At 62.9% G+C, this 17,454-nt stretch carries 17 protein-coding genes; 8 read left to right on the forward strand and 9 right to left on the reverse strand.

Features of this window, described 5'->3' with window-relative positions:
• Window positions 1-18 precede the first annotated feature (18 nt).
• Window positions 19-891, reverse strand: coding sequence for a sulfurtransferase (locus QTJ18_RS05650; protein ID WP_252752995.1), 873 nt, complete (start codon window positions 889-891; stop codon window positions 19-21).
• A gap of 145 nt (window positions 892-1,036) precedes the next feature.
• On the opposite strand from QTJ18_RS05650, the gene QTJ18_RS05655 reads away from it, so the two are divergent.
• Window positions 1,037-2,830, forward strand: a complete 1,794-nt coding sequence (locus QTJ18_RS05655) for an ABC transporter ATP-binding protein (RefSeq protein ID WP_252752994.1) — start codon at window positions 1,037-1,039, stop codon at window positions 2,828-2,830.
• Between the two features lie 77 nt (window positions 2,831-2,907).
• Here QTJ18_RS05655 and QTJ18_RS05660 read toward each other — a convergent pair whose 3' ends face one another.
• Window positions 2,908-3,609, reverse strand: a complete 702-nt coding sequence (locus QTJ18_RS05660) for a GntR family transcriptional regulator (RefSeq protein ID WP_252752993.1) — start codon at window positions 3,607-3,609, stop codon at window positions 2,908-2,910.
• Window positions 3,610-3,803: 194 nt separating this feature from the next.
• Between QTJ18_RS05660 and QTJ18_RS05665 the strand changes: the two genes are divergently transcribed.
• The 5 genes from QTJ18_RS05665 to QTJ18_RS05685 are packed head-to-tail and all read left to right on the forward strand — an operon-like array spanning window position 3,804 to window position 8,699.
• On the forward strand, window positions 3,804-4,466 hold the full coding sequence (locus QTJ18_RS05665) for an aspartate/glutamate racemase family protein (protein WP_252752992.1): 663 nt from the start codon (window positions 3,804-3,806) through the stop codon (window positions 4,464-4,466).
• On the forward strand, window positions 4,463-5,827 hold the full coding sequence (locus tag QTJ18_RS05670) for a dihydroorotase (protein ID WP_252752991.1): 1,365 nt from the start codon (window positions 4,463-4,465) through the stop codon (window positions 5,825-5,827). The genes QTJ18_RS05665 and QTJ18_RS05670 overlap by 4 nt, the downstream gene beginning before the upstream one ends.
• Before the next feature lie 12 nt (window positions 5,828-5,839).
• Complete coding sequence (locus tag QTJ18_RS05675; protein ID WP_252752990.1) at window positions 5,840-6,766, forward strand: dihydrodipicolinate synthase family protein; 927 nt, start codon at window positions 5,840-5,842, stop codon at window positions 6,764-6,766.
• Window positions 6,766-7,524 carry an SDR family oxidoreductase gene (locus QTJ18_RS05680; RefSeq protein WP_252752989.1) on the forward strand — a complete coding sequence of 253 codons (759 nt, stop codon included), beginning with the start codon at window positions 6,766-6,768 and terminating at the stop codon, window positions 7,522-7,524. The genes QTJ18_RS05675 and QTJ18_RS05680 overlap by 1 nt, the downstream gene beginning before the upstream one ends.
• A 5-nt stretch (window positions 7,525-7,529) precedes the next feature.
• A complete protein-coding gene (locus QTJ18_RS05685) occupies window positions 7,530-8,699 on the forward strand; it encodes a MalY/PatB family protein (protein WP_252752988.1) in 1,170 nt (389 codons plus the stop codon).
• Here QTJ18_RS05685 and QTJ18_RS05690 read toward each other — a convergent pair.
• Both QTJ18_RS05690 and QTJ18_RS05695 read right to left on the reverse strand, forming a co-directional pair.
• Window positions 8,685-9,380, reverse strand: a complete 696-nt coding sequence (locus QTJ18_RS05690) for an anti-sigma factor (RefSeq protein WP_252752987.1) — start codon at window positions 9,378-9,380, stop codon at window positions 8,685-8,687. The two genes, QTJ18_RS05685 and QTJ18_RS05690, sit on opposite strands and share 15 nt — an antisense overlap.
• Window positions 9,377-9,928 (reverse strand): sigma-70 family RNA polymerase sigma factor, encoded by a 552-nt coding sequence (locus QTJ18_RS05695; RefSeq protein WP_489667207.1) that lies wholly within the window; start codon window positions 9,926-9,928, stop codon window positions 9,377-9,379. The genes QTJ18_RS05690 and QTJ18_RS05695 overlap by 4 nt, the downstream gene beginning before the upstream one ends.
• A gap of 198 nt (window positions 9,929-10,126) precedes the next feature.
• Between QTJ18_RS05695 and QTJ18_RS05700 the strand changes: the two genes are divergently transcribed.
• Window positions 10,127-10,927 carry a DUF4394 domain-containing protein gene (locus QTJ18_RS05700; RefSeq protein ID WP_252752986.1) on the forward strand — a complete coding sequence of 267 codons (801 nt, stop codon included), beginning with the start codon at window positions 10,127-10,129 and terminating at the stop codon, window positions 10,925-10,927.
• A gap of 73 nt (window positions 10,928-11,000) precedes the next feature.
• Here the strand turns inward: QTJ18_RS05700 and QTJ18_RS05705 are convergent, their stop codons facing one another.
• Window positions 11,001-12,119 carry an SDR family oxidoreductase gene (locus QTJ18_RS05705; RefSeq protein WP_252752985.1) on the reverse strand — a complete coding sequence of 373 codons (1,119 nt, stop codon included), beginning with the start codon at window positions 12,117-12,119 and terminating at the stop codon, window positions 11,001-11,003.
• Between the two features lie 270 nt (window positions 12,120-12,389).
• Between QTJ18_RS05705 and QTJ18_RS05710 the strand changes: the two genes are divergently transcribed.
• Window positions 12,390-12,578, forward strand: a complete 189-nt coding sequence (locus QTJ18_RS05710; RefSeq protein WP_252752984.1) for a hypothetical protein — start codon at window positions 12,390-12,392, stop codon at window positions 12,576-12,578.
• Window positions 12,579-12,598: 20 nt separating this feature from the next.
• Here QTJ18_RS05710 and QTJ18_RS05715 read toward each other — a convergent pair whose 3' ends face one another.
• The 4 genes from QTJ18_RS05715 to QTJ18_RS05730 form a co-directional block, all read right to left on the reverse strand.
• Complete coding sequence (locus QTJ18_RS05715; protein WP_252752983.1) at window positions 12,599-13,675, reverse strand: Gfo/Idh/MocA family protein; 1,077 nt, start codon at window positions 13,673-13,675, stop codon at window positions 12,599-12,601.
• Window positions 13,672-14,691: a Gfo/Idh/MocA family protein gene (locus tag QTJ18_RS05720; protein ID WP_252752982.1), complete on the reverse strand. Its 1,020-nt coding sequence runs from the start codon at window positions 14,689-14,691 to the stop codon at window positions 13,672-13,674. Before QTJ18_RS05720 ends, QTJ18_RS05715 begins: the two co-directional genes overlap by 4 nt.
• A 370-nt stretch (window positions 14,692-15,061) precedes the next feature.
• Entirely contained in the window at window positions 15,062-16,351 is a 1,290-nt protein-coding gene (locus tag QTJ18_RS05725) for a Gfo/Idh/MocA family protein (protein WP_252752981.1), read from the reverse strand.
• Window positions 16,348-17,442, reverse strand: coding sequence for an ABC transporter ATP-binding protein (locus tag QTJ18_RS05730; protein WP_252752980.1), 1,095 nt, complete (start codon window positions 17,440-17,442; stop codon window positions 16,348-16,350). Before QTJ18_RS05730 ends, QTJ18_RS05725 begins: the two co-directional genes overlap by 4 nt.
• Window positions 17,443-17,454 lie beyond the last annotated feature (12 nt).

Here is a 17,454-nt window from a genome sequence, read left to right on the forward strand (position 1 = left end):
CAGCTGGTTGCCTAGTTATTATGCTGTTTTTGCGTGAGGACGCGCACCGATCACAACCGGTCGCGCCGGATCATGAACCCAGGCAGACCAGGAGCCAGGATACATGGCCGCGGTGACCCCGATCGAAGCCAGGGCAAGCACCGTATGCGCCGCGGACATGCCGGCGCCGCAATAGACCCCGACCGGCCTGGATCCATCTGCTCCGAGAGCCGCATACATTTCCGCCAGGGTCGCCGCATCGGTGAAATTTCCATAATCGGTGACATTGTCCGGCGCAGGCGCGCTGATGGCGCCGGGAATATGGCCGCGTGGAGCCTGGCCTTCCGCCACTGGGCCGCCAATATAGTTCGGCCGGATTCGCGCATCGAGCAGGACGCCATTGGCGGCGAGCGTCAGCGCCTCCTCCGGCCCGAATTCCGGCATATGGCCTGCCGAGAGGTTGATGCTGCTGGGCGCGGGCGCGGCGCTTTCCTGGGATGTCGGCAAACCGGCTGCGACCCATGCGGGCAAGCCGCCATCGAGAACCCTGACATCGGGCAGGCCCGCCCATTTCAGAACCCACCAGGCACGAGCGGCCGTCATGCTGCGATCGGCATCATAGACGATGATGGTCGCCTCCGGCCGCAAACCCCACTGCCGTGCCTTTGCCTGCAACACTGCGATATCGGGCAGAGGACGTTGTCCATGTTCGGCAGAGGGTGGCGCCTGAAAATCCTCATAGGCCTGCGTATCGATGGCGCCGGGCACACGATGACCGTCGAAAGAGGACTTGCCCGTATAGGGGTTGATTGACTGGACGGCGAGAATCGTCACGTCCCGCCCGCAAAGGCGCATCTCGTTCAGCTCCTGCGGCGTCACCAGCACGCTGCGGCGGATTTCGTCTCGGTCCATTCCAGCCTCTCTCGTTCCTATGCACCCTAGCTTCCGACAGGATTGCAGGCTTGGCAAGCTAAAATATATTACGTAGTATATCAGAAAAATTTTTGCTTGATCGGCCGGATCCCGTGCCGGTTGGATCCACCCGGAGCGTTCCGCCATGACCATTCTATCCGTGCGCAACCTGACGACCGCCTTTCGCCGAGCCGGCCAATGGCATGCGGTGGTGAATGATGTGAGCCTTGATGTGAATGCCGGCGAGACCGTTGCCATCGTAGGAGAATCCGGTTCCGGAAAAAGCGTCACCGCAATGTCCATCATGCGGCTTCTGCCGGAACGCACCTCCCGGGTTTCGGGCCATGTGGATCTCGAAGGCCGCGATCTCCTCTCCCTCAGCGAATATGAGATGCAGGATGTGCGCGGCAACCAGATCGCCATGATCTTTCAAGAGCCGATGACCTCGCTCAATCCCGTCATGAGTGTCGGCCGGCAGATTTCCGAAGCCATCCGCCGGCACCGCCGGATCAGCGCCGCCGATGCGAGGCGGGAAACCATCAGTCTGTTCGAACGCGTGCGAATTCCGGCCGCGACCAAGCGGTTCGACGAATATCCGCATCAATTGTCCGGCGGCACGCTGCAGCGGGTGATGATCGCAATGGCATTGGCATCGCGCCCGCGCCTGTTGATCGCCGACGAGCCGACAACGGCGCTCGACGTGACGGTTCAGGCCGAAATCCTGCAGCTCATCAAGAGCCTGCAGGACGAGGAGCAGATGGGCGTTCTCTTCATCACGCATGATATGGGCGTGGTTGCCGAGATTGCCGACCGGACCCTGGTGATGTTCCGCAGCCGTTCCCTGGAGACCGGCTCGACGCTCGACATCTTCGACCGTCCGCAGCACACCTATACCCGCGCGCTTCTCTCCGCCGTGCCGCGGCTCGGCTCCATGCAGGGTCGCAGCAATCCGTCGACTTTTCCGCTGCTGGATACGGAAACGGCAGTTGCAACGGAAGAGCGCACCATGCAGCCCGCCGGGGATCGCCCGGTCCTGGAAGTTCACAACCTCGTCACCCGCTTCGACATCAAGACCGGTGTGCTGAGCCGCGTCACCAGCCGCGTTCATGCGGTGGAGGATGTCTCATTCGATCTCAGAGAAGGGGAAACCCTCTCGCTGGTCGGCGAGTCCGGCTGCGGAAAATCGACCACGGGGCGCTCGGTGCTGCGGCTGATCAATCCCACCAGCGGCACCATCCGGGTCAATGGCGAGGACATTCACAGCCTTGCGGAACGAGATCTCACGCAGCGTCGCAAACGGATGCAGATGATCTTTCAGGATCCCTTTTCCAGCCTCAATCCGCGCATGCGCGTGGGCGAAGCGATCGCCGAGCCGATGATCGTCCACAAGATCGCCGACAAGCGCGCAGCCGCCGAAAAGGCGGTCGACCTCCTTGAGAAGGTGGGGCTGAAGGCTGACATGGCGAGACGCTTCCCGCACGAATTCTCGGGCGGCCAGCGCCAGCGCATCAGCATTGCCCGCGCGCTTACCCTGAACCCCGGCCTGATCGTTGCCGACGAGGCGGTCTCTGCGCTGGACGTGTCGATCAAGGCGCAGGTGGTCAACCTGATGCTCGAATTGCAGGAGGCGCTGCGGATTGCCTATCTGTTCATCAGTCACGACATGGCGGTCGTCGAACGGGTCAGCCACCGAGTGGCTGTGATGTATCTGGGCGAAATCGTCGAGATCGGTTCCCGCGCGCAGGTCTTCGGTGATCCGCAGCATCCCTATACGCGTCGCCTGCTGGATGCCGTTCCGATCGCCGATCCGCGGCGCCGGAACTTGAGGCGCGCCCTGCCCCCGTTCGAGCTCGGCAGCGCGGTCCGTCCCGCAGACTATGTTCCGACAAAGGCCGTCTACCGTGAACACACCGCCGGCCACCTCGTCAAGCAGGGATGACAGGAGGATGCCCAGGCGGCCGGTCGGCAGCCCTTTAGGGTCGAAACTTAACCAGGTTTCGGGCGTGAGTTTCGACCCTAGAGCGTCAACCCCGCCCGGCCATTGGCGATCAGGGCGGCCAGCAGACCTTTGCGGGTGTTTTCATTATGCTCCATGATGGCCTGCCGGGCCTTCTCCGCATCCCTCGCCCTGAGATGGGCCAGGATGCGCTGATGGTCATCATTGGTTTCCGGATTGATGTCGCGAACGCGGGTGCCCATGTAGAACAGGCGGGCGCATTCCTCCAGATGGCTCATCACCAGGGCGTGCAGGCGGGGATTTCTGGACGCCTTGGCGATCATGGAATGAAACTGCTCGTTGCGCAAAACGAAGGTGCGCGTGCTGAACTCCTCGCCCATGACGTAATTGGCATCGGCCAGTGTCTCGAGCCGGTCCATTTCCTCCACCGTCATGGCCTCCGCCGCCAGCGCCGCTGCCGTCCCTTCCAGAACGCCGCGCAGCGAAAAAAGGTCGTTCATGTCCTTGATGGTGACCGGCGTGACCCGGTAACCCCTGCGAGGATAGGCCTCCATGAAGCCTTCGACGCAGAGCCGGCCGAGGGCTTCGCGCACGGGAGTCTTGCTCATCTGCAACTGTTCAGCGAGTTCCGGCTCGGACACTTCCGCACCGGGGGCCAGATCCCCTGTGATGACTCGCTCCCGCAGAATGGCATAAGCCTGTTCCGTCAGCGATTTCGCCCGTCGTTCCGTCGTCGCTTGAGCCTGATCCAATCCCGTCACATCCCATCTCCTCAGGCCCGGATAGCGGGCGCCTGGTTCCTTTTTGCGGCCAAATGGCCGCCTGTCAAAGCGTTTCGCCGCCCGCCCCTCCTCTGTGGGAAAGAGCAAAGCGCTTTGACACTCGTCTCATCGTAATATACCACGTGATATATCTTAGCCAGCCTGATGTGGCGCCAGAACCGCCGGGGAATAATGTGTCGAAAATTCTCGTGATCAATCCCAACAGCTCTGCCTCGGTCACGCAATCCATGCGCGACTGCCTGGATCCCGTCCGCCGTGCGATTAAGCACGAGATCACCTGCGTCGAGCTCGCCAAATCACCGCCGGGCATAGAAACGGACGCACATGTCGAGGCGGTGATTCCCAACATTCTGGAAGCGGTCGGCACGCAGGATGCGGACGCCTTCGTCTTGGCCTGCTTCTCCGATCCGGGCATAGCGACCGTCAGGGCCTCGACGGCCAAGCCGGTCACCGGCATTGCCGAATCGGCCTATCTTTCCGCCCTTTCGCTTGGTCGGACATTCGGCATCATCTCGCTCGGCCCCTCCTCCATTGCCCGCCACCTGCGCTATCTCACCGCGCTCGACCTTCATCATCGCCTCGCAGGCGATCGCTCGATCGACATGACGGTTGTCGAGCTGATGGCAACTGACGTTGTCGAAACGGTCGCCAGGACCGCGCGCCGGCTGCGGGACGAGGACAAAGCGGACGTCATCATTCTCGGCTGCGCAGGGTTGGGCTCCTACCGCCTCGCGCTGCAGGACGAGCTGGATCTGCCGGTCATCGATCCGGTCCAGGCCGGCGTAGCGCTTGCCGCCAATCATCTCGATCTGTCCTACGGGAGGCACCAGTCATGACTTTCGAACTCGTTATCCGCGGCACGGCGGTTCTCCCGGACGGCCTCCTGCCCGATGCCTGGATCGGCATTTCCGGCGGCAAGATCGCAGCCATCGGCACTTCGGAAGCTCCGGCAGCGGATCAGATCCATGATTGCGGCGAAGACCTCATCTTCCCCGGCATCATCGACGGTCAGACCCATGCCTGCAGCTATGGCGGTCTTCCCGGCATTGCCTCCACCACCCGATCCGCCATTGCCGGCGGTGTCACCACCATTGTCGACATGCCCTATGACAATCCGGCGCCGCTGAACGACACGGCGCGACTGGCCGACAAAGTGGCGGCGATCGCACAACACGCTCATTCCCATGTGGCGCTTTACGGCACCCTTCTGCCTGGGCAGAAACCGGACGACGTGGCCTCCCTGATCGAAGGCGGCGTGGTGGCCTTCAAGATCTCCACCTTCGAAAGCAGTCCGACCCGGTTTCCGCGCATAGCATCGGACCAGATCCTCGGCATCTTCAACGCCCTGGCTGACACTCCCCTGCCACTTGGCGTGCACAATGAAGACCAGGACATTGTCCGGGCCTATATCGCGGCGGCCAAGGCAGCCGGCCAGAACGGCATCGAAGCGCATTCGGCGAGCCGCCCGCCGGCTGCCGAACTGTCGGCCACGGCGCAGTTCCTGGAGCTCGGCGCCGCAGCAGGCGCCCATGCCCATATCGTACATCTCACCACCGCCCGCGGCTTCCAGCTCGTCGACAATTATCTTGCCGACGGGTTCCGCGCGACCGGAGAGCTCTGCGTGCACTATCTCTGGTTCGATCCGGAACGCGACGGCGCGGCGCTTGGCGCGCGCATGAAGGTCAATCCGCCGATCCGCCCCGGCCAGATCGACGCGCTTTGGGAGGAAATCCTCGCAGGCCGGGTCGCCTTCGTCAGCTCCGACCATTCCAGCTGGCCCATCGACAACAAGTTCACCGACTCGATCTTCGATGCCGGCGCCGGCGTGCCGGGTCTCGAAACGCTTCTGCCGGCCTTCTTTACCGCCGCCGAACAGCGCGGCCTGGATGCGCCCGCCATCACCGCCGAGCAGCTTTGCGAACGGCCTGCCAAGTTTTTCGGGCTTTGGCCGGAAAAGGGGGCGATCCGCATCGGAGCGGATGCCGATCTGGCGATCGTCAGCCAGACACCGCAGACCTGGGATTCACAGAATGCCCATGACGAGCTGCGCTGGAGCCCCTTTGACGGGCGTCGCTTCTCCGTCACCGTCGCCCGGACCTATCTTTCGGGTCGCCTGGCCTTTGACGGAACGACGGTCCTCAACCGGCCGGGTGACGGGCAGTTCGTCCGTCGCGGCCAATCTCACTGGTTCGAATAGGGAAGGATTATCGTGGCTCTCATTACCGCAGGATCGAAAGGCGTTTTTGTCATTGCCGTGACGCCCTTTACCGATAATGGCGCGCTTGACCATGACAGCATCGACCGGATGGTCGATTTCTATGCCGAAAAGGGCGCCGACGGGCTGACCATACTCGGCATGATGGGCGAGGCGCCGAAGCTCACCCAGGCCGAGTCCATCGACGTCACCCGCCGCACGCTTGCCCGTGCCGGCGACAGGCCGGTGGTCGTCGGCGTCTCCGCTCCGGGGCTTGCCGCCATCGGCGAACTGACCAAGGCCGTCATGGACCTCGGTGCGGCCGGAGTCATGGTCGCTCCACCCTCGGCGCTGCGCACCGATGACCAGATTTTCGGCTACTACAGGAATGTCGTGGAAACGCTCGGGCCGGATGTGCCCGTCGTCCTGCAGGATTTCCCGCTATCGACCGGCGTCCAGATCTCCACCAGAACGCTCGGCACGATTTTCGAAGCGCATCCGAGCATCGTGATGCTCAAGCATGAGGACTGGCCGGGGCTTCAGAAGATCTCCGATCTTCGCCAGGCCGAGGCTAACGGCCGCCGCCGCGTCTCGATCCTTTGCGGCAATGCCGGCGTCTTCCTGCCCGAGGAAATGCAGCGCGGCGCCGATGGCGCCATGACCGGCTTCGCCTATCCCGAGATGATGGCGGATGTGGTGCGCCTCAGCAATGCCGGCGAGATGGATCGGGCGCAGGATATTTTCGATGCCTATCTTCCGCTGGTGCGCTACGAACAGCAGCCGGGCATCGGCCTGGCGGTTCGCAAACATGTTCTTGCACAGCGCGGCGCGATCGCGAGTGCTGCACAGCGCCGTCCCGGTGCATCCCTGAATGCCGCAGCCATTGCCGAAGTGGACAGGCTGATCGAACGGCAAAACCGCAAGCTGGAGGCTCTTGGCTGATGGATCTGAAACTTTCCGGAAAGACTGCTCTCGTCCTGGGCGCCAGCCGCGGGCTGGGCGCGGCAATCGCCAAGGCGCTTGCGGCAGAAGGCGTGATTGTCTATGCGGCTGCGCGCAATACCTCCTCGATCACCGAGACGGCGACTATGAAGCCTGTCCAGGTGGATCTTGCCGATGCCGCATCGGTCGAGGCGCTGATCGCATCGCTTGGGCAGCAGGGCGGCGTCGATATTCTCGTCAACAATACCGGTGGCCCCAAGGCAGGTCCGGCACAAGGTCAAGGCCGCGACGCGTGGGAATCAGCATTCCACATGATGGCGACCTCCATCTTCTCCATCACCGACGCAGTGCTGCCGATGATGATCGAGCGCAAATGGGGCCGCATCCTCACCATCGGCTCCTCGGGCGTCGTCCAGCCGATCGCCAATCTTGCTTTGTCGAACGGCGTGCGCGCCGCGATTGCCGGATGGTCGAAGACACTTGCAAGCGAAGTCGCCAGACACGGCATCACGGTCAACATGATCCTGCCCGGCCGCATCGATACCGACCGCGTACGCGAACTGGATACGTTAAAAGCCGACAAGGCGGGCAGCAGCCTTGCCGCGGTACAGGATGCCTCGCGCAACGAGATCCCCGTCGGGCGCTACGGCCGGCCTGAGGAATTCGCCGCCGTCGCGGCCTTTCTCGTCAGCGAACAGGCAAGCTATGTCAACGGTTCGAGCATCCGCGTCGATGGCGGAATGATCCGGGGATTGTGACGGCCATGACCGATTTCGACGTACTTCTCGAGCGCCGCGGGACCGGCAGCTCCAAATGGAGCCGCTATGGCGAGGACGTGCTGCCGATGTGGGTGGCCGACATGGACTTTCCATCGGCTCCGGAGATTGTCCGGTCGATCACGCAGCGGCTGGAGCACCCGGTGCTCGGCTACGGCGTGGCCCGTGACGAATTGCGCGATCAGATCGTCGCCGACCTGGCCGACAAATACCAATGGACGATCGCTCGGGAAGACATCGTCTTCCTGCCCGGCGTTGAACCCGGCTTCAACATGGCCTTGAGGGCGATGCTTGCGCCCGGCGATTCCGTCGTCGTACAGACGCCCATGTATCGTCCGATTCTCAATGCGCCCGGCCATTGGGGACTGACCCGGCAGGATGCGCCGCTTCGCGCCTCCCCGTCCGGCTTTGTGATGGATGAGGCGGAGCTCTCCGCCAAGCTTGCCCTGTCAAAGGCGCTGCTATTCTGCAATCCGCATAACCCGACGGGCAAGGTCTTCACCCGCGAAGAGCTCTCGCGGATCGCCGAGCTGTGCGAGACGAAGGACCAACTGATCATCTCCGACGAGATCCATTGCGATCTCCTGTTCGACCAGCGCCGGCACATTCCGCTGGCATCGCTGTCGCAGGCGGCTGCGAACCGCACCATCACATTGATGGCGGCCAGCAAGACCTACAATATCGCCGGCCTGAAGACGGCTTTTGCGATCGTCCAGAACCCGGCGATTCGGGAGAAATTCGCCGCATCGCGTCTTGGAATGGTGGACAGCGTCAATATCCTCGGACTTGAGGCCACGCTTGCCGCCTATCGCCATGGCGCGTCCTGGAAGAACGAGCTTCTCGCCTATCTGCAAGCCAATCGCGATTATCTGATGCAGAACCTCTCGAGCCGCCTGCCCGCAATCCGCTGCCTGGCACCGGAAGGGACGTTCCTCGCCTGGCTCGATTGCAGCGGGCTCGGCACCCGCGATCCGCAGGCCTTCTTCCTGGACAAGGGCAAGGTCGCCTTCAGCGCCGGGCACGAATTCGGGCCCGATTACGGCCAATATGTCCGGTTCAACTTCGGCTGCCCGAGATCCATTCTGGAAGAAGGGCTGCGCCGGATGGAAACAGCCATTGCCACAGCCGGCCATGCAGGCGCATCAGCGGGCGAGTGACGCAAGTCCCTTGCCCAGGATCGGTCCCGTCGGCCTGCCGGTCGGCGAGCCGCCCTCTTGTTCGAGCGTGATCTCGTAGAGCTGGTCGCTGCGCGGGGCCGGCAGTGAGGGACCGTGAAGGCGCGTCGAGCGGCCGGCTTCGATGAGCCCGAGGGACACCGGACCCATATCGCGCGACGGCAGGGTCCAGACCTGGATCGTCTTGTCCTCGGGAACGTCGAACTCGCGCAGCAGGCGCACGGTTGCCGTCTCATTGCCGAAGTCCTCGACCACGGCCTGTGCCTCTCCGGCCTCGTTCATCAAGACGGCAATCACGACCGGCTCGGTGACCCGCATCAGGCTCCAACCGAGACCGGCGGCCAGCACAAGGGACGCGGCCAGAGCGGAGAGCGCGGTGGCGCGCCAGCCGTTGAAGCGGTTGTCATTGGCGGGAGATGCCGGACGAGGACGCTGCTGTGCCGGCAGCGCCGCCTCGATCCTTGCCCAGAGGCCCGCATCCACAATTGCCGGCTCGACCGCTGTGTCCAGCGGCAGGAACCGCTCCCGGCTGGCGGCGACGGCAGCGCTCAACTTGTCATCCCGTTCCATCTGCGCCTCGATTCTTGCCGCCTCGGCCGGCTCCAGCAGGCCGAGCACATATTCATCGGCCAGGCCCTCAAGCTCGTCCCGTTCCACGCTCATGCCATGCACTCCCGCAGCGCCGTCAGGCCGCGCCGGATCCAGGATTTCGCCGTGCCGAGCGGAATGCGCAGACGCCCGGCGATTTCGCCATGGGTGTAACCGCCGACATAGGCCATGAGTATGCCGCGCCGCTTGATATCGTCGAGGGAGCCCAGGCAGTCGCGCAGCCGGCTCTCGCGGTCGAGCCTGTGCCAGGCGGCCATGATATCGTCGGCGACGTCCTTCTCCTGCAGCTTCTCCACCTCCTCGACCGTGTTTTCGCGGCTGCCGTCCCGCAGCGCGTTCAGCGCCCGATTGCGCACGATGGCGTAGATCCAGCCGCGCGCCGAGCCGCGATCCGGCGAATATTGATGCGCATGTGTCCAGATGCGGATGAAAGCCTCCTGGACCACATCCTCCGCCAGCTCGCGCCGCCGGACGATCCGCTGCGCGACGGCAAGCAGGCGACCGGCTTCGCGATCGAAAATGAGGCGCAGGGCGGCCCGATCGCCGCCGGCACACGCAGACAGCGCTGCCTCCAGCTCGTCGGGCCTCGTCGTCATCAGCATCGCATCATCCTCCCGTCGACGGTGAGGACCGGATGCCCTCGCTGCCTATACGCTGCAAAGGCAGCCCATGGATGCACGGCAAGAATTTATTTTCAACCTCTGCATCCAAATCCGTGCGCTGCCGTGTCTTCTCTATTGGAAGCCATGATGGGCACCTGCCCCGGTTTCCGTACGGATCAACGTATGGGAGATAAAGACATGAAGACCATTCGCACCGCTCTGATCGCCTCCGCTGCTTTGGCGGGCACGCTCGGACTGTCGTCCGTCGCAGCCTTTGCCGCTCCGGTCCTCGGCCTCACGGGTGACAAGACTCTCGTCATGTTCGATACCGAAAAGCCGGCCGTGACAAAGACGATGGAGGTTACGGGCGTCGACAAGCTTCTCGGCATTGATTTCCGTCCCGGCAACAAGACCGTTATCGGCGTCACGCCGGATCACCGCATCGTCTCGATCGACCTTGAAAGCGGCGCAGCGACCGAGATGGCGAAGATGGACAAGATGCTGACGATGACGGAGGCGCCTGTCGTGGTGGATTTCAACCCTATGGCCGATCGCCTTCGCTTCATGACCGGAACCACCAATCACCGCGTCCATCCGGACACAGGTGCGGTGACCGTGGACGGCTCGCTCGCCTTTGAAGACGGCGACATGCACAAGGGCGAGACACCCAATATCGTCTCGGCCGCCTACACCAATTCGGTCGGCAAGCCGGAAAAGACGGCCATGTACAATATCGATGCGACCATCGGCGCCCTGATCCAGCAGACCAAGCCGAATGACGGTACGCTGAAAGCGATCGGCAAGCTCGGCCTCAAGGACAAGCCGGCCACCTACGCCTTCGACATTCAGGGAATGGCCGACGGGCAGAATATGGCCTATCTCGCCGCGGGCAAGATGCTCTACACCGTGGACCTGAAGAGCGGCGCGGCGACGGAAGTCGGCATGATCGGTGATCTCGACGGCAATCTGCGCGACCTCACCGTTTTGCCCGCCATGTAAGAGCAGGATCGAACTGGAAGCCGGCCCGCGAGGCCGGCTTTCCGTCATGCCTCCCGGTGCGATTTGTGTGGAGCTAACGCCATTTGGAGCTAAAGAAGCCTGTCGCGCGCTGCCAGTCCAGGGGGCCCGCAAATGGTTTCTGCCGGTGATCGTGCTGTCGCTGGTTGAACTGTCTCTGATTGAGCTGTCGCAGGCTGAGCTGTCGGTGGCTGAGCTGTCGGTGGCTGTGCTGCCGTTGGGCGACCACAGCGGCAACCGCGATCAGTCCGAGAGCGGTCAGGCCGAGGGCAAATGTCGGCGAGAGCGCCTGATGCGACCGCAGGCCGCCATCTATCCTGGCCGCATCCCGGGAGGGCGCATACAGGTTTCCGTCGCTGCCGCCGGCCGGCGCCGCCCGTTTGAAATAGGCCGACATCAGGCGCGCCAGCGAGCGCGCCGCCAGATTGGGCGCCAGGAGATGGGCAAGCCGCGTTGCATTGGTGACCACGCCCACCGTGGTGGTGGGTTTGGGATGTCTTGCCACGTGCACAATGGCGGCCGCCACCTGTCGGGGATCCAGAAGAGGCGGTGGCGCGGTGATTTCCCGCTCGACATAATTGGCGCCGTGCTTGAGGCCCGGCGTATCGACGAATGCCGGATAGATGTCGCAGACATGAATATTCGGCTTGTCCGCAAGTTCCGCACGCAAAGCCTCAGAAAATCCGCGCAGGCCGAATTTGCTGGCGCTGTAGGCGGTCGCAAAGGGTGCGGCGGCAAAGCCGCCGAGCGAGATCATATTGATGAAGACGCCCTTTTGCTGGCGCAGGAAGATCGGCATGACGGCATGCGCATCATTGATGTGGCCGATGAGGTTGGCGCGGATGATCTGTTCATGCGCCTCGATCGGCGTCTCTTCGAAGCGCCCCACCGCCCCCACGCCGACATTGCTGATCCAGACATCGATCCGGCCCAGTGATTGCGCCTTCTCGGCCAGCGCCTTTACCGCTGCGGCATCCGTGACGTCGGTGACCATCACCTCCGCCTGACCGCCCAGCCGTCGGCATTGTGCTGCCACCGTATTCAGGGCATCGCCATTGCGCGCGGCGAGCACGAGCCGGCTGCCATGGCGTGCAAAGGCCTGGGCGGTGGCCTGACCGATCCCGCTCGAGGCCCCTGTAATGACGACCACTGCGCCCTTGAGATTGAGTGACATCCGCTTCTCCATCGGTAAATCTGACAGGCGGACATCGGCTTTGACTCTGCTCATCGGCGTCGCAGCGGATAAGATGCAAAGGTCGAGCGCGCTCCATAAGCGTTACATGATGCCCGGTGCTGTCGAACAGGCCGGCCCGCTCAAAGTTCCCGCAGGAGAAGGTGGCACCCACGCAATTGCGCCGGCGGATGATGAATGTCCGGCCCCGCCTCTTTCCGCGCGGAGCGGATCGTGGTTCAATGAGTCTTGTCGCCTGATAGGGACGCCGGAATGTTTCTCGACCTGAAAAGCTATGGTCCGCGGCCCGAACCGCGGCAACCCGCGCCGCCCGAGCGGCGGATTTCGCCACGCGGCGAAAAGGTTCTCGTCTGGATCATCTGCTTCAATCTTCTGGTGCTGTGCATCGCGCCGATCGGCGGGGCGAGTGTGATCGACGCGCTTATCGCCGTCTTCCGCTGACGCTGCCGCGGCGGCAGCGCTCACCTTACGCCATGCCAACCCTGCCGTGACGGATCCCTGTCACTCAGAGGCAGGCTGACCACCTGGCCTGTGCTTGCCGATGTGTAGCAGGCGGTAATCAGTTCGGCGGAATGGCGGGCTTCCTGCAGCGTCGGCAGGTATAGGTCCGGCTTGCCCGACAGCGCATCGTATATGTCCGAGAAGAAGCCGGGAAAGCGTGTGGCAACGGCCGGCGTCGCTGCGACAATCGCATCGATCTCGGCCTGCCGCCCAGGATCGGTGGCGCGGAAGGTCCAGGCGGCGGAGCAGACGTCATACGGTTCGTCGCTGGAGGTGATGGTCGCATGCTCGAAGCAGGCCCGGAAGCGCGAGCTATTGCCGGCGGCGCCCAGAGTGAGCGAGGAGGTGATCATGGCGCCCTCGGCCGACCGCATTGCTATCGCCGCGCAATCCTCCGTCTCTATCGGGTTCACCCGGGTATCGAGGAACGCCGCTACCTGAACGATATCGCCCACGAGATGGGTCGCAAGATTGTGCAGGTGGCTGGCATGGCTGACGATGACGCCACCCAGCTCTCCCGACCAGGTGCCGCGCCAGGCCTCCGCATAGTAATCACGCCCTCTCTGCCAATGGGTTTCCATCGAGAGGACGAAGGGGGCACCGAGCAGGCCCGCCCGCTTCAAGGCATCGACCGCGCGGTAGCTCGTTCCGTAGCGATACTGGAAGACCGGAAACACGCGGCGTCCGCATGCGCGGGACGCGGCGATGATATGATCAACTTCGGCAACCGAACCGGCCAGCGGCTTTTCGCAGATGACATGCTTTCCGGCTTTCAGCGCCGCAAGCGTCATCGGCGCGTGCAGCTTCGGCGGCACGCAGAGATCGATAAGCGGTATGGTTGGATCGTCCAGAACGACCTGCATGTCCCCCACGGGCTTGGCTCCGGGAACAAGAGCGGCTGCGTCCTGCGCCCGTGCAAGATTGAGATCACAGACCGCGGCGACCTCGAACCTGTCCGGCAACTGGCTGTAGCCGACGACATGCGAGCGGCCAATTCCGGCCCCGATCACCGCGACACGGATCGGCTGGCCGCTCACGCTCTTGCCTCCTCAGCCATTTGCTGCGCCGCAAGCGACAGTTCGGTCGCGAGAAAGGCGTGCGCCTGTGACATCGCGACATCCGTACGCTCGACCACATCCTGCAGCAGGCGGGCGAAGAAGGGCGTGCCGGCGCCCTGCGCCTGGAAGCGCTGGAGGCCCGTGTCATCCACGAGAAACACGTGATCGGTGCCGCCCTGCCCGCCGATATCGATGTATTTTCGCAATTCGATATAGCCTCGCGTCCCGAGGATGGTCATGCGTCCGTCACCCCAGGTCGGCAGGCCCTGCGGCGTCAGCCAATCGACCCTGGCATAGCCCCGTCCGCCATTCCCCTCCAGCAGGACCTCGCCGAAATCCTGGAAGTCCGGCCGTTCGGGATTGGCCACATTGCCGATGACCGCCGTCACAATGCGTGCCTCTGTCGAGCCGGTGAAATGCAGAAACTGATCGAATTGATGGGCGCAGATATCGGTCAGGATGCCCCCTGTCCTGGCCCTGTCCCAGAACCATGCGGGCCGATTGGCAGCGTTGAGTCTGTGCGGCCCTAGCCCGACAGTCTGCACCACCTCGCCGATCCGTCCCTGCGCGATCAGTTGATCGGCCAGGGTCGCACTTTCGACCGCCAGCCGCTCCGAGAAGCAGACCGCCCATCGCCGGCCGGTGGCTGCCACCGTTTCCCGCAGGTCTGCAAGTTGCTTGAGATCGGTACAGCCCGGCTTGTCGGTGAGCACGTCCTTGCCATGCCGCATCGCCCGGATCGCGACTGCCGCCCGCTCGCTATTGACCGCAGCCGTCAGGATGAGCGTTATGCTCTCGTCTTGGAGCAGTTCCTCCTCCTCCAGCATCGGCGCCTCCGGAAAGGCCTGGCCGAATTCCCGCAGCATTGTCAGCGGCGTCGCCGCCTGTGCCGCCCAGCCGGCGAGTTCCGCCCCCGCATTCAGCATGCCGCGCACCATGCCGACGATATGACCGTGATCGACACCGATCACCCCCAGGCGAAGCGGAAAATTCATCGAATAGCCTTTCTCAAGCTCTGATCGTGACGTCGTGCCGCTGGTTTACGGCATTGCGGGGCGGAAAAGTCAAAATCTCCTTCATGACGGTGACGTGTCCAAACTGCCTTTGCTTTAGGGTCAAACCGATTTTGTGTGCGAATAGGAGAAGAGGCTGCCGTTGAGCGAAACTCCACAAAGCCTTTTCAAAGGGTTGGCAGGCGAAATCCTCCGCGTCCCGCAGGGCTATGGCGACAATCGCTATATTCCGCGTCGCGAAGCCTTGATGTCTGTTGAATCCACCGGCGGCTTTGCTCCTAGAACTGAATGTTTTTCTCTCATACCACGCGCCACATCCTGCCACGCTCCAAATCAAGATTGCGTTTTGACCCTAGAGCCGGATGCCCCGCGCCTGCAGCATCGTGGCAATGTCAACGAGAGAGCCGGTTTCGATGGAGGCATTGGCGGCAATACCGGTGAGGATGGACCAGGCGCCGGCGACATGATCGGAGGCGCGGTCATAGCGATCGGCCTCCATGCTGTCGGGCGCGAAGATATAGCCGAGCATGACGGGATCGGCCCCGCCATGATGACCCTTTGCCTTCGGCACATCGAGCAAGCGCGGCGGTTCGCCCGCCAGATGAAGTTCGGTGGTGATCGCGTCCTCGTCGGCATGCGCCCGCTCGCCGCCGAAGACACCATGCACCTCGACGTGGCGATGCGTGATATCGCCTTTCGTGCCCTGGAACTTGATCTCGAGCCCTTCCCAGGGTGAGTAGGCCGTCAGCGTGTAGTTCGCGGTCATGCCCTTCTTGTAGCGGATATGCGCCTGCATCGTATCCTCGATGCCGATCTCCTTGTCAAAGACGCAGAGGTCGCGGAAATATCCATCCTCGTGCTCGGCTTCGAGATAAAGGTCCCGCAGCGCGGCATCCTCGGCCATGTCGAGCTCGAAATCGCATTTATCGGCGACGGGACAGTTGGCACAGCGCACACCCCGCCCGGCAAGGCCCAGCGCTTGGGCCGTCTCCGGACGGTAGAACGCCCGTCGACCGGACGCGAAGACATGGGTCGGAACAGACCCCAGCCACCAGTTCAGGAGATCGAAATGATGGGTGGATTTATGCACCAGCAAACCGCCGGAATTCTCCTTCTGACGATGCCAGCGGCGGAAATAGTCGGCGCCGTGGACGCGATCCAGATGCCACCGGAAATCGACGGCCGTGACGGTACCGATCGCACCGGAAGCGATCAGCTCCTTGATCTGCGTGCGCGCCGGCGAGTAGCGGTAATTGAATGTCACCTTGACCTGCCGACCGGTCCTGGCCTGCGCCTCCAGGATCGCCTTCAGGCGCGTGAGATCGATGGTGAGCGGCTTTTCGCAAATGACATCGCAGCCGGCCTCGAAGGCGCGAACGATATAATCGGCGTGCAGGAAATCCGGCGTTGCGACGATAACGGTGTCCGGCTTCTGCTCGGCGATCAGCCGATCGAAATCGCCGGCGAGATAGGTCGCGACACCATTGGTGCCGGGCTTGGAGACCAGACTGGCGGACTGCGCCAGCCTGTGCGCGTTGACATCGCAGAGCGCCACGATCTCATGACGATCGGCATAATCCTGAACGACGGAATCGCGGAACATCTTGTGCCGGGAGCCGCAGCCTACAATAGCGATTTTCACAGGGTCTGGCTTTCATGCTGTTTGGGTTCGAGACGCTGCCCGGACGCTCCGAAATAATGCAGATCGACAAGGTCGAAGCCGAGGCTGACGGTGTCGCCTGCGCGGCGGGCAATCTTGCCGCTGTCGCTGACCAGGATGACCTGGCCCGATGACAGCGCAATATGAAGGAGCGTTTCGTTGCCGAGATATTCGACAAGCCTGATCTGTCCCTGCGTCTGTACCTGACCGTCGCCGATCCGCACGGCACCCGGCCGGACGCAGAGTGTCATCTGCCTGTCAGGAACCCCAAGATCCGGCAGAGCAAAGGCGGGGAACCCCGCGATCATCGCGCGCGGCGCGCCGTTGTCGTCTTCGACCGTCGCCTGCAGCATGTTGATCTTGGGCGAGCCGATGAAGCCGGCAACGAAGAGGTTCTGCGGACGCATATAGAGTTCCTGCGGCGTGCCCACCTGCTCGATCTTTCCCGCACGCAGCACCACGATGCGGGTTGCCATCGTCATGGCCTCAACCTGATCATGCGTCACATAAATCATCGTGGTGCCGAGCCTTGCATAGAGCGAGGCGAGCTCGGCCCGCATCTGGACACGCAATTCCGCATCGAGGTTGGACAATGGTTCGTCGAACAGGAAAAGCTGCGGCTCGCGCACGATGGCGCGGCCGATGGCAACACGCTGCTTCTGGCCGCCGGAGAGCTGGCGCGGCTTGCGGTCCATCAGCTTTTCGATCTGCAGGATGCGCGCCGCCTCGGCCACGCGCCGCTCCATTTCCGCCTTCGGCATCTTGAAGTTCTGCAGGCCGAAAGCCAGGTTCTTTGCCACGGTCATATGCGGGTAGAGCGCATAGGACTGGAAGACCATCGACAGCTCCCGCTTGGAGGCAGGGAGATCGTTGACGATCTTCGAGCCGATCGAGACGGTGCCGTCGGTTATGTCCTCCAGGCCGGCAATCATCCGCAACAGGGTGGATTTGCCGCAACCGGACGGCCCGACGAGGACGAGAAACTCGCCATCGTGAATATCCAGGTTCAGGTCCTGGATGATGGACAGCGCGCCGTAGCGTTTGCCGACATTGCGAAGAGACAGGCCAGCCATGGCAGACAATCC

The sequence above is a fragment of the Rhizobium sp. SSA_523 genome, assembly GCF_030435705.1.
GTDB lineage: Bacteria > Pseudomonadota > Alphaproteobacteria > Rhizobiales > Rhizobiaceae > Neorhizobium.